Source organism: Polynucleobacter cosmopolitanus, assembly GCF_002224225.1.
In the GTDB taxonomy this organism is placed as follows: domain Bacteria; phylum Pseudomonadota; class Gammaproteobacteria; order Burkholderiales; family Burkholderiaceae; genus Polynucleobacter; species Polynucleobacter cosmopolitanus.
The window spans coordinates 681,870-694,018 of sequence record NZ_NJGG01000001.1 but is presented as its reverse complement, the minus strand read 5'-3'; the positions used below and the strand labels follow the sequence as shown (position 1 = coordinate 694,018).

Genomic DNA, 12,149 nt, shown 5'->3' with positions numbered 1-12,149 from the left:
AGATTAATCTTGAACACCATATAAAATGTGTAGTATACTACACATAATTGGAGGGGTTATGAACATCGCTGAAATCGGACAAAAGGTTGCACAACAAAGAGTTGCTCTTGGCATAAGCCAAGAGAGGTTGGCTAAATTGAGTGACTTATCCAGATCAACCATTCATCATTTAGAACATGGCACCCTTCATGAAATTGGAGCCGCAAAGCTTTTTAAACTATTAAGTCTTTTAGATATTCAGTTGAAAACTGAAAGTGAGGTTACCAAGCCTCACGCTCTGGAAATGGCTAGTCGATCTGCAAGTGTCAGCTACAAAACAACAATTTCACCCCAGGAATTAGAGGAATCACTCATCACTGGAAAAATTGAGCCAAGAACAATATCGCATTTAGCAACCTTAATTGACGAGCTACCTTTATCGCTGATCGTATTGGTTGTAAAAGAAATTTCTCAGCGCCACAAGATTCCACCTAAAAAAATTTGGTCTCATATTTATTCATGGGCAAATCAATTTAAATCACCAAGATTGGCATGGCAATGAATTCGTTAAATAAAAAAGCATTGCCAAGTGGGGTCTGGGAAGAGCTACTACCACATGCACTAAAAGTCATCGAAGATATAAAAACTCATGGCATTAAAAATCCATTCTGGACGTTTGGTGGCGGCACAGTATTGATGTTGAGGTATCAACACAGAATCAGTAAAGACATAGATATTTTTGTGCCAGATCCACAGTACCTTGGATTTGCCACGCCACGACTAAGCGATGTAGCTGCAGAAATCAGTGATGACTATATTGAGGAATCAAGCTCCTATGTCAAATTAATCAGACCAGAGGGTGAAATAGATTTTGTTGCATCCCCCAACTTAACAAGTCCAGGATTTGAAGAATGGCATTTAAAAAATAATTTAATTAAAGTTGAAACAGGCACTGAAATAGTGGCCAAAAAACTTTGGCACAGAGGCGACCGAGCTACAGCAAGAGATTTATTTGATTTAGCCTTAGTGATAGAAAAAGAGGGGGATGCACTAAGACAAGCCCACCATTTCCTTCTAAAAAATGCAGATCAATTTATTGAACAACTAAATAGTCGAAGAGAAATCCTTACTGTTCAATTTAACAATATTGAGACTCTTAACTACAACCCAACCTATGATGAAGCATTAGGAATCGCCACTAAATTCTTAAACACTCTTAAATCGAAGAAATAAATGGGTGTAATTGGGTGTAAAAATGGGTGAAAGTCGATTAAATGGGTGGAAATGGGTGTCTCAATAAGAACATTTTTTCAATTTAGTCAATTTGTCTAAATTGATTTATGAACCACTAAACAAACAAGCGCCCCAACATCCTCAAACCATCCCATGGATCACTTGGGAGTTTTTCTAAAATCGGGCCTGCCCCTTTGCGGATTTGCAAACCCTTGGATTGTTGATCGAGACCACTCGCCACCATCAAGGCTTTTTGTAAACGATCAGTGCTGAGCCTTTGCAAAGCCTGAGGAATCAAACGCTCTTTATTACCCCAAACACGATTCATCTTCATCAGCATTTGCAAATTATCACCACGATCAACGGCTTGACGCAGTCGATTGAGTAGGCGCACTTCTTCAGTGACTGTCCAAAGAATCAAGACCAAAGGTTCACCCTCACCTTCTAAGCCATCAACCATGCGATTAAAGCGTGCCAAATCTCCAGCCAACAATGATTCTGTCAATTGAAAAACATCATATCTGGCAACATTCAAAACAGCGTCACGGATATTCTCTTCTGTGAGCGTTCCTTCTGGATACAACAAACCCAACTTCTGAACTTCTTGGTGAGCTGCAATCAAATTGCCTTCGATCTGATTGGCCATGAACTGCAAAGCACGCTGTCCAGCTTCACCAGCCTCAACTTGTTGCTTCTGCTGCTTCAAACGACCAGCAATCCAGTTAGGTAAGTGAGTTCTATCGATAGGATCTATACGCACAGCAATTGCAGATTCATCCAAGGCAGTGAACCAAGCGGATTTCTGTGTCTGAAAATCCACCCTTGGTAAAAAGATACAGGTCACTGTATCAACCGGACTTTTCTCTTTTACTTGGGCATCTATTTGGGCACAAAACTGCTTGATGGCATCAGAGCCGTCACGACCAGGCTTGCCTGTGGGTATGCGTAACTCAACATAACGCTTGTCCCCGAACAAAGACATGGTTTGACCTGCGTTCATGAGCGCAGACCAATCAAAACCTTTTTCATGCATCAACACTTCACGCTCAGTATGACCATGAGCGATCACCATGGCACGCAATTGGTCTTGTAACTCCATCACAAGCAAAGGCTCATCACCACACAACACATACAGAGGATGTGGCCCTGTTTTTTTAGCTTGAGCTAAATGTGCGCCAAAAGCATCTGCCTTTTGCATGCTTAGCGACTCTTTGGCTGTGACTCCGAGGGAGTTTGCTGTGTAGGTAGTTTCTTAATTGATGCAAAGCGACGCATCAACTGACTCACAATATCCATGCGCATCGTTTTTACAAAATCAGCCACCTGTTGATCAAACGCTTGAATATTGGACTGATTGAAATCTATATCACGAGTGAGATAAATATCAGCCTCGGGGATTAACTCAATGCCATTAGGATCAAAGGCTCTAAAAACAACCCTGGAAATAATCCTGTAAGCAGTGATTTGACCAGCACCGTTATAAGACAGAACTTGACGAGCATTTTGTTCAGAAATAATCTCAAGCACTAATTCTGCCTTTTGAACATTTTGAACAATCTGAATGTCATTGACACGGAACATCATGTCCAAATCATCACGCAACTCTTGAGTCAAATTACCGCTGATCAGAATATTTTTATAAGGCAAATCAATTTTGCCGCGCAAGCGCCATCCACAAGCACTAAGTGCACTGATAGCTAAAATTGATAAACCACCGCCTAAGAGCTGACGTCGCCCGATTGAATAAATGGTGGTGGTTTTTTTCATGATGTGCTTATTGTGCTCTATTTCAAGATCAAGGTCTGGCAATCTTCTTTAAATAACAATATTGACCAATCGGCCAGGCACGATGATGACCTTTTTAGCAGGTGCACCATCCATCGCCTTGATGGCCGCTTCACTGGCCAAAGCCATTGCTTCAATACTTGCCTTATCAGCATCAGTTGGCACCAAGACTTGGCCTCTTAACTTACCATTGACCTGAATCATCAAAGTGATTTCATTTTGCACCAAGGCTGATTCATCAACCTCTGGCCATGGGGCATCCAATAAATCACCCCACTGCTGAGGATACCCAGCGGCATTCCAAAGTGTGAATGTGATGTGCGGCACCACAGGGTATAAAACTCTCAACAAAATACCCAGTGTTTCACGACGCACTTCAGGGCTGATCGTCTTAGCTTGCTCCAAAGCATTGAGCATTTTCATGGTGGCAGACACCACCGTGTTGTACTGCTTGCGCTGATAGTCAAAATTCGCTTGCTTGAGAACACTGTGGATTTCAAGACGCAAAGCTTGATCTGCCTCAGTCAAGTTTGCAGGTAATTTATCACTGGTCTGATGAACAGTTGCTGCATGAGCAGCACCATAAGACCATAAACGACGCAAGAAGCGAGAAGCTCCCTCAACGCCAGAACTTGACCACTCCAATTGCTGCTCAGGAGGAGCGGCAAACATCGTGAACAAGCGAGCAGTATCTGCACCGTATTGATCAATCAATGACTGAGGATCAATACCGTTATTTTTACTCTTGGCCATCTTCTCAACGCCGCCAATGTTCACGGCTTTGCCAGATGTTTTATGTTTGGCTGATACCGGACGACCTTTGTCATCTGTTTCAACCAACGCATCATCCGGATTGACCCAAGTTTTACGACCATTCGGCTCATCGATGTAATACGTGTCATTCAAGACCATGCCTTGGGTGAGCAAATTGCTGAATGGCTCATCGAACTTCACCAAACCTAAATCACGCATCACTTTGGTCCAGAAGCGCGCATAGAGCAAATGAAGAATCGCATGCTCAATACCACCAATGTATTGATCCATCGGCATCCAGTAATCATTGCGCTCATCCACCATGGCATTCGCGCCTGGTGATGTATAGCGCATGAAATACCAGCTTGAATCAACAAACGTATCCATGGTATCGGTTTCACGACGCGCCGGCTTGCCGCACTTAGGACAAGTGCACTTTAAAAAGTCTTCACGCTTATTGAGCGGATTACCTGATCCATCAGGAACACAATCCTCAGGCAAAACCACAGGCAAATCTTTTTCTGGCACAGGCACTTCACCGCATGATTCACAATGAATGATTGGAATCGGTGTGCCCCAATAGCGTTGACGAGAAATACCCCAATCGCGCAAGCGATACGTGGTTTTCAATTCCCCCAAATTCAAGGCAGCCAAATCTTTGGCCACGGCGTGCACTGCATCGGAGTGACTCAAGCCATCATATTTGCCACTGTTAACAGCCTTAACAGTTTCTTTATCGGCATACCAATCTTGCCAAGCACTGGCATTGAATGTTTGACCATCGATGGCCATGACTGGTTTGATGGCAATCTTGTACTTTAAAGCGAATGCAAAGTCACGTTCATCATGAGCTGGTACACCCATCACGGCGCCATCACCATAGCTCATCAAAACATAATTACCCACCCAAACATCAACCTCTTCACCAGTTAAAGGATGAGTGACTTTCAAACCAGTGGGCATACCCTCTTTTTCTTGAGTCGCCAAATCCGCTTCAATCACACTGCCTTGTTTACACTTCTCAATGAAGGCGGCTAATGCAGGATTACTTTTTGAAGCGTGCAAAGCCAAAGGATGCTCAGCAGCCACTGCACAGAAAGTCACACCCATCACCGTATCAGCACGGGTAGTGAAAACAAACATTTTTCCATCTTGAATCAATTGACCAGCGTCATCTTTGATTTGATGGTTGAAGGCAAAACGCACACCAAAACTCTTACCAATCCAGTTTTGCTGCATCAACTTCACGCGCTCAGGCCAACCCAAGCCTTCCAAGCCAGTCAACAACTCTTCAGCATAAGCTGTGATGTTCAAGTAGTAGCCAGGGATTTCTCGTTTTTCAACCAAAGCACCTGAACGCCAACCACGACCATCAATCACTTGTTCGTTGGCCAAGACTGTTTGATCAATCGGGTCCCAGTTCACAACCTGAGTCTTGCGATACGCAACACCCTTTTCCAACATCTTCAAAAAGAGCCATTGATTCCAGCGATAGTAATCAGGTTTGCAAGTGGTGATTTCTCTGGACCAATCAATCGCCAAACCCATCGCATCCATCTGCTTTTTCATATAAGCGATGTTGTCGTAGGTCCAAGCAGCGGGTGGCACATTGTTATTGAGTGCGGCATTTTCAGCTGGCATACCAAAGGCATCCCAACCCATCGGCATCAACACGTTATAGCCTTGCATGCGCAACTGACGAGTCATCACATCATTGATGGTGTAGTTACGCACATGGCCCATGTGCAACTTACCAGATGGATAAGGCAACATTGAGCAAGCGTAGTATTTTTTCTTGGGCTGGCCTTTTTTATCTTTGGCCTGCTCATCCACACGATAAACATCGCCAGATTTCCATTGCGCGTTGGCCGCAGCTTCAATGGCACGGTGATCGTAATCTTTACTCACTGCTGTTACATCTGAACTCAAAACAAGACCTTTGTATTTTTTAAGAATGATGATTGTCTAAACTACCAATGCCTGCAAAAGACTGCTAAAAATAGATTGAATGAAAAATTAAATCTATTTCTCGAGCAATCCATTAAATTTTGATTTGCTTAAGCCCCAAGACATCTTGCATGTCAAAAAGACCCTTAGATTGATTGGCTAAAAAACGTCCTGCTCGCACAGAACCTTGTGCGTAAGACATTCTGGTGGAAGATTTGTGTGTGACTTCAATGCGCTCACCATCACCACAAAACATGACCGTGTGATCACCCACAATATCACCGCCACGAATGGTGGCAAAACCAATCGTGCCTTCTTCACGCTCACCCGTGTGACCTTCTCTGGCGTAAACAGCACAATCTTTCAGATCTTTACCCAAAGCCTTCGCGATCACCTCACCCATTCCAATCGCCGTGCCTGATGGGGCATCCACTTTATGTTTGTGATGAGCTTCCACGATCTCTATGTCGTAACCTGAGTTCAGAATCTTGGCTGCCACCTCTAACAATTTAAATGTGGCATTAACGCCCACACTCATGTTTGGAGCGAAAACGATGGCAATTTTTTCACTGGCTTTTTTAAGCGTTGCTTTTTGCACATCATTAAAACCAGTGGTGCCGATGATCATCTTCACGCCCATTGTTTGAGCCACCTCAAGATGAGCCAAGGTGCCTTCAGGTCTTGTGAAATCAATTAAAAAATCAGCGTCTTTCAAACCTTCTTTGATATCTGAAGTGATTTTTATTCCTGAAGTTTTTCCTAAAAAAGCCACAGGATCTTGGCTTAAATGCGGACTTCCCGGAATATCTAAAGCCCCCACCAATTGAGCATCAGGTGTGTTCAAAACTGTTTCAATCAACATGCGCCCCATACGCCCAGAAGCACCTGCAATGGCAAATTTCAAAGTTGTCATTTTTTATCTCTATTTGTTCTTTTTAGCTTTTGGTATGAGTTAATTACTCTCTAATTCTGATTAATTTCGTGTGTCGCCACGAGGTACACCAATACCTTGCGTTGGGTTTGGTATGGTTTCAACTGTGGGCGCAGGATGGTGACTTTCCAATTCCTGGGCCACAGCTTTGCGCTGCGGTCTGCGTGAGGATTTAATACCATCAATCTCAGCAATTAATTCATATTCCGTCGGCAAATCATCAGCATTTACTTTTATCAATAACTCTTTTTCAAAAATCAAAGTCACTTGACGCTGCTCCACCAACTGAGTGTCGCCTCGTTTAAACGCAAAAACGTAATCCCAACGGTTAGGATGCATCACACTGGTGATCAATGGCGTACCCAAAACAACTTTGACTTCTTCTCGGTCCATGCCAAGTTTGACCTTTTCCAATTGCTCTTTAGAAATAAAGTTACCTTGAACCATGTCAGGACGATAAGGTTTCAAAACTTTCCCTAATTTGCTTTTGGAGTCCTCAGACAAATTAGTCAAATTTTGACATGCGGTCAAACCCACTAAGGCGCAAGCCATTAAGACCCACTTTCCTAGAGTAAAAGTAACGCTTGGTGTAGTTCTGTTGTTTGATTGCATTTGCATAGTAAGCCGTGTCTTGTAGAAAGTTGATTTTACCGCTTTGAGGAGTACATTACCCTAAATAATTTAAGAGTTTGTGCTTAGCTTAAAAGCTTTGGAACCTTTGCGCTTGATTTTTGGATTTAATACCTTTTTTGGCCATCTAGAGCCCTATTGACACAAAGATTTTCTCTTACACCAAGCACCTTTTTTAAAAGGATCTCCACTCTTCTAGGGGCAAGCCCTTACTTTTCGTTATTTCATTGCATTTTGTTACATATTCTTGATACAAGACATGCCAAGAAATTTGATTTGGTTTTCCCTCAGATTTTTTGATATCGCTCGTAACTTCTGAACATTCTTTCAATTTAAGCCTCCAATTAACTTGATTGATTACTTTGTTCCATCTTGATAAATTATTATACTTTTCATAAGCAAACTGATCACTTTTACCCAAACTTCATTGATTTAGCAAAGTATTTATAAGCTAAGTCCATGATTTATATATTTTATTAATTCACTTTAACAACACCACATCTTATTAAAGTATACTTTAATAAGAAATTATTTATTAAAGAAAGCTTTAATATGGCTAGAGTTAGCGGTCACTTTGTAGAAACAACCACCTTAGGTGAATCAGTTCAATCATTTGTTCCTGAATCTCTACCTCCACAAAATCCACCGGTGGATCAGAGTTGCTATGTAAAACAAAACTTGATGGCCGAACACTCTCTTGCTCAACTATCAGGGGTAACCGCACTTGCTCCATCAATTGATTGGTTACTTTACGGTGCAATCAGAAAAGAAGCCCTATTGACGTCTTTGATTGAAGGTACTCAAGCCACTCTTACTGATTTATTCAATGAAGAAGCTGGCTTAGACATCACCAACAACGAAGACATTGAAGAAGTTACAAATTACATGAAAGCGTTCAAATATGTTCGAGAGAACTTAAAAAGCGTTAGTGGCTTACCGATTAGCATTCGCTTGCTTTGTGATTCACATCAATTGTTACTGAATGGAGTTAGAGGGGCTGGTAAACAGCCTGGTGAATTAAGAAAATCACAAAACTGGATTGGCGGCACCAAGCCAAAAAATGCAGTCTTCGTTCCACCTCCCCCAGAAAAAATTACTGAATTACTAGGACAGTTAGAAAAGTTTATTCACAGTAACGATAGTCAATTACCGCCTTTGGTAAAAATCGCACTGATACATGCTCAATTCGAAACTATTCATCCATTCTTAGACGGCAATGGACGTATTGGTCGTTTGCTAATTGCAGCGCTCATGGAACACTACGAGTTGTTACCAGAACCACTACTTTATCTGAGCGCTCACTTAAAAGAACATCAATCAGAATATTACAGATTACTCAACGGAGTTCGAGCTGAAGGTAACTGGGAAGCGTGGATTAGTTTCTTTTTAGAAGGGGTTGTCGATGCCGCAAATAAAGCAAAACAAAACATCATCGATATAGCTGAACAAATTGCTAAAGATAAAAAAATATTACTTCATTACGAAGGAGTAAATTCGAGCTGTATTCGATTATTTGAGATACTTCCAATTATGCCGAGATTCACAATTGAACGAGTAAAAACAGAATTAGGTGTTTCATTTCCAACGGCGAACGCTGCCGTAAAGTCATTGAATGAATTAGGCATCATCAAAGAGATGAGCGGTCGAACTAGAAATAGAAGCTTTAGTTACGAAGCTTATATTCAACTGATTTCACAATAAAAAAGCCCTTTAAAAAGGGCTTTTTTACTCATTGAAATTAAATGATTAACATCAATTACTTCGCAGCCATCAATGCCTTGGTGGCATTCAACATCTGGCAGCTATAACCCCATTCGTTGTCATACCAAGAAAGGATTTTGACGAGCTTGCCATCTTTGGACACACGCGTTTGCGTGCTATCGAAGATACTTGGGCGTGGATCATGATTGAAATCAATAGAAACTAAAGGCAAGGTGTTGTAACCCAAGATGCCTTTCAATGGACCGCTTTCGCTGGCCTTTTTGATGAGCTCATTCACTTCTTCCACTGTTGTGGCTTTGCTTGGTGTGAATGTCAAATCAACCACTGAAACGTTGATTGTTGGTACACGCATCGCGAAACCATCAAACTTACCTTGTAACTCTGGCAACACCAAACCAACTGCTTTTGCAGCGCCTGTCTTTGTTGGAATCATGCTCATCGTGGCTGAACGGGCGCGACGCATGTCCTTGTGATACACATCTGTTAACACTTGGTCATTGGTATAGGCATGAATCGTGGTCATCAAACCTGATTCAATACCGATTGAGTCCAACAATGGTTTTACTACTGGCGCCAAACAATTGGTTGTACAACTAGCATTTGAAACCACTTGATCGCTGGCTTTAAGCACTTGATGGTTCACGCCATAAACAATCGTGGCATCCACGTCTTTTTCACCAGGAGCAGAAATAAGAACCTTCTTAGCACCTTGCTGAATGTGCACCATGGCTTTTTCTTTTGAAGTAAAAGCACCTGAACACTCTAAAACAACATCAACACCCAAATCACCCCAAGTGGTTTCTAAAGGATTGCGCGTTGAAAAAATCTTGATGCGGTCACCATTGATCACCATGTGATCACCATCCACTGTCACAGTGCCCGGAAAACGACCATGGGCTGAGTCATATTGGGTCAAGTGAGCATTGATATCAATACCACCCAAACCATTGATCGCCACGACCTTGATGTCATCGCGCTTCTCTTCATAAATCGCGCGCACTACCATGCGACCAATACGACCATAACCATTGATTGCGACTTTAATCGTCATAACAACTCCCTTTATCTAAATTCTTTTAAATACATTGACGCACTGTTTTAGCCACAGACTCAGCCGTCAAACCAAAATGCTTGTAAAGCACGCCTGCTGGAGCTGATTCACCAAATGTATCAACACCATGCACTGCAGCGCAGGCATACTTCCACCAGTAGTCAGTCACACCCGCTTCAATCGCAATGCGTGGCAAACCTGCTGGTAATACTGAATCTTTATAAGCTTTGCTTTGACGATCAAACACGGTGGTTGATGGCATTGACACAATGCGCACCACAATACCTTCTTGTTTTAAGAGTTCCGCTGTTTCTAAGGCAATTGCAATTTCAGAGCCTGTTGCCATCAAGACTGCTTGAGCATTCTTGGCATCACGCATCACATAAGCACCCTTCTGGATTGCTTCAGTTTGCTTCGCATCACGCTTCACAAACGGACAGTTTTGACGACTGAAAATTAAACTGGATGGACCATTCTTACGCTTGACTGCAAACGCCCAAGCCACAGCACTTTCAGTGGTGTCACAAGGACGCCACACATCCATGTTCGGGATCAAACGCAAACTGGCCACATGCTCAACTGATTGATGCGTTGGACCGTCTTCACCCAAACCAATCGAGTCGTGTGTGAACACAAAAATACTGCGTAACTTCATCAAAGCTGCCATGCGCAAAGCATTGCGGCTGTAATCTGAGAAGGTCAAGAAAGTTGCGCCGAATGGAATGTAACCACCATGCAATGCAATACCGTTCATGATCGCGCTCATACCGAATTCACGAACACCGTAATTGATGTGATTGCCCCACTGGTCTGCACGAACAGCTTTGCAAGTTGACCAGTTGGTTAAATTTGAACCTGTTAAGTCAGCCGAGCCACCCATGAATTCTGGTAAGACTGGAGCCAAAGCTTCAATTGCATTTTGACTGGCTTTGCGCGTGGCAATCGTTTCAGCTTTTTGCGCACAAGTCTCTAAATAAGCGCTGACAGTTTTATCAAAGTCACCAGGCAACTCACCTGACATGCGGCGCACAAACTCTTGCGCCTCTGTTGGGTATTTGGCGCGATAAGCACCAAACTTGCTGTTCCATTCTGTTTCTAAATTGGCGCCTTTGATTTTTGCATCCCATGCTGCATAAACATCAGCAGGTATTTCAAAGGGACCGTGATTCCAACCAATTGCAGCACGTGTTGCAGCGATCTCTGCGGCGCCCAATGGTGCACCGTGAACTTTGTCAGTGCCTGCCAAATTCGGAGAACCTTGACCAATCGAAGTTTTGCAACAAATGAAGGTTGGCTTGTCACTATTTTTAGCTTTGGCAATCGCAGCAGCCACTGCATCAGCATCGTGACCATTGATGTTGCGAATCACATTCCAGCCATAAGCTTCAAAACGCTTAGGTGTGTCTTCAGCAAACCAATTAACGACCTTGCCATCAATCGAAATACCGTTGTCATCCCACAAAGCAATCAATTTATTGAGTTTTAAAGTGCCCGCCAATGAACATGCTTCATGACTGATACCTTCCATCAAGCAACCATCACCTAAAAACACATAGGTGTGATGATCAACAATATCCAAACCAGGACGATTGAATTCTTCTGCCAATAGCTTTTCAGCAAGAGCCATACCAACGGCATTTGTAATACCTTGGCCTAAAGGACCTGTCGTTGTTTCTACACCTGGTGTGATGCCGTACTCAGGATGACCCGCTGTTTTGCTATGCAATTGACGGAAGTTTTTTAACTCCTGCATAGGCAAGTCATAACCAGTTAAATGCAACAAGGCGTACAACAACATCGAGCCGTGACCATTGGATAAAACAAAACGGTCGCGATTCATCCACAGTGGGTTTTTAGGGTTGTGCTTGAGATGCTGCCCCCACAGACCTACCGCAATTTCTGCCATGCCCATCGGCATACCTGGGTGTCCAGAATTGGCTTGTTGAACTGCATCCATTGCTAATGCACGGATTGCATTGGCCATATTTTTTTGCTGTGACGACATGTTTTTCCCTGCGGCTTGTTTTAGATGAAAGCCATTTTTCTGCCAAAAACACAGAAAAAGTCTCTATCCCTCAAAACTCAGCATTTTATCATTGGCGCCTCATCGCTTATGAT

At 42.8% G+C, this 12,149-nt stretch carries 10 protein-coding genes; 3 read left to right on the top strand and 7 right to left on the bottom strand.

All coding sequences use genetic code 11. The features are described from left to right. The first annotated feature begins 58 nt into the window (after positions 1-58). Positions 59-541 (top strand): helix-turn-helix domain-containing protein, encoded by a 483-nt coding sequence (locus tag AOC33_RS03570; protein ID WP_180738088.1) that lies wholly within the window; start codon positions 59-61, stop codon positions 539-541. Next, positions 532-1,212, top strand: coding sequence for a nucleotidyl transferase AbiEii/AbiGii toxin family protein (locus tag AOC33_RS03565; RefSeq protein WP_342744451.1), 681 nt, complete (start codon positions 532-534; stop codon positions 1,210-1,212). The genes AOC33_RS03570 and AOC33_RS03565 overlap by 10 nt, the downstream gene beginning before the upstream one ends. A 115-nt stretch (positions 1,213-1,327) precedes the next feature. On the opposite strand, the gene holA is transcribed toward AOC33_RS03565, so the two are convergent. The 5 genes from holA to AOC33_RS03540 all read right to left on the bottom strand — a co-directional run bounded on the left by holA (position 1,328) and on the right by AOC33_RS03540 (position 7,096). Continuing rightward, complete coding sequence (holA, locus tag AOC33_RS03560) at positions 1,328-2,410, bottom strand: DNA polymerase III subunit delta (RefSeq protein WP_089515196.1); 1,083 nt, start codon at positions 2,408-2,410, stop codon at positions 1,328-1,330. Between the two features lie 2 nt (positions 2,411-2,412). Further along, the gene (locus AOC33_RS03555) at positions 2,413-2,979 is read right to left on the bottom strand and encodes an LPS-assembly lipoprotein LptE (RefSeq protein WP_089515195.1); all 567 of its coding nucleotides are present in this window, start codon (positions 2,977-2,979) and stop codon (positions 2,413-2,415) included. 48 nt (positions 2,980-3,027) lie between these two features. After that, a complete protein-coding gene (leuS, locus tag AOC33_RS03550) occupies positions 3,028-5,658 on the bottom strand; it encodes a leucine--tRNA ligase (protein WP_089515194.1) in 2,631 nt (876 codons plus the stop codon). Between the two features lie 133 nt (positions 5,659-5,791). Next, positions 5,792-6,601 (bottom strand): 4-hydroxy-tetrahydrodipicolinate reductase, encoded by an 810-nt coding sequence (dapB, locus tag AOC33_RS03545; RefSeq protein ID WP_089515584.1) that lies wholly within the window; start codon positions 6,599-6,601, stop codon positions 5,792-5,794. Positions 6,602-6,670: 69 nt separating this feature from the next. Next, positions 6,671-7,096, bottom strand: a complete 426-nt coding sequence (locus tag AOC33_RS03540; protein WP_180738087.1) for an outer membrane protein assembly factor BamE — start codon at positions 7,094-7,096, stop codon at positions 6,671-6,673. 714 nt (positions 7,097-7,810) lie between these two features. Between AOC33_RS03540 and AOC33_RS03530 the strand changes: the two genes are divergently transcribed. Continuing rightward, complete coding sequence (locus tag AOC33_RS03530; RefSeq protein WP_089515191.1) at positions 7,811-8,959, top strand: Fic family protein; 1,149 nt, start codon at positions 7,811-7,813, stop codon at positions 8,957-8,959. 55 nt (positions 8,960-9,014) lie between these two features. Here AOC33_RS03530 and gap read toward each other — a convergent pair whose 3' ends face one another. Both gap and tkt read right to left on the bottom strand, forming a co-directional pair. Next, a complete protein-coding gene (gene gap, locus AOC33_RS03525) occupies positions 9,015-10,031 on the bottom strand; it encodes a type I glyceraldehyde-3-phosphate dehydrogenase (protein ID WP_089515190.1) in 1,017 nt (338 codons plus the stop codon). Positions 10,032-10,056: 25 nt separating this feature from the next. Then, complete coding sequence (tkt, locus tag AOC33_RS03520) at positions 10,057-12,036, bottom strand: transketolase (protein ID WP_089515189.1); 1,980 nt, start codon at positions 12,034-12,036, stop codon at positions 10,057-10,059. Positions 12,037-12,149 lie beyond the last annotated feature (113 nt).

What these genes read in the sequence shown, in the direction of transcription:
- AOC33_RS03570 (WP_180738088.1), top strand. Translation starts at nt 59, where the DNA reads ATGAACATCGCTGAAATCGGACAAAAGGTTGCACAACAAAGAGTTGCT.
- AOC33_RS03565 (WP_342744451.1), top strand. Translation starts at nt 532, where the DNA reads ATGGCAATGAATTCGTTAAATAAAAAAGCATTGCCAAGTGGGGTCTGG.
- holA (WP_089515196.1), bottom strand. Translation starts at nt 2,410, where the DNA reads ATGCAAAAGGCAGATGCTTTTGGCGCACATTTAGCTCAAGCTAAAAAA.
- AOC33_RS03555 (WP_089515195.1), bottom strand. Translation starts at nt 2,979, where the DNA reads ATGAAAAAAACCACCACCATTTATTCAATCGGGCGACGTCAGCTCTTA.
- AOC33_RS03530 (WP_089515191.1), top strand. Translation starts at nt 7,811, where the DNA reads ATGGCTAGAGTTAGCGGTCACTTTGTAGAAACAACCACCTTAGGTGAA.
- gap (WP_089515190.1), bottom strand. Translation starts at nt 10,031, where the DNA reads ATGACGATTAAAGTCGCAATCAATGGTTATGGTCGTATTGGTCGCATG.
- tkt (WP_089515189.1), bottom strand. Translation starts at nt 12,036, where the DNA reads ATGTCGTCACAGCAAAAAAATATGGCCAATGCAATCCGTGCATTAGCA.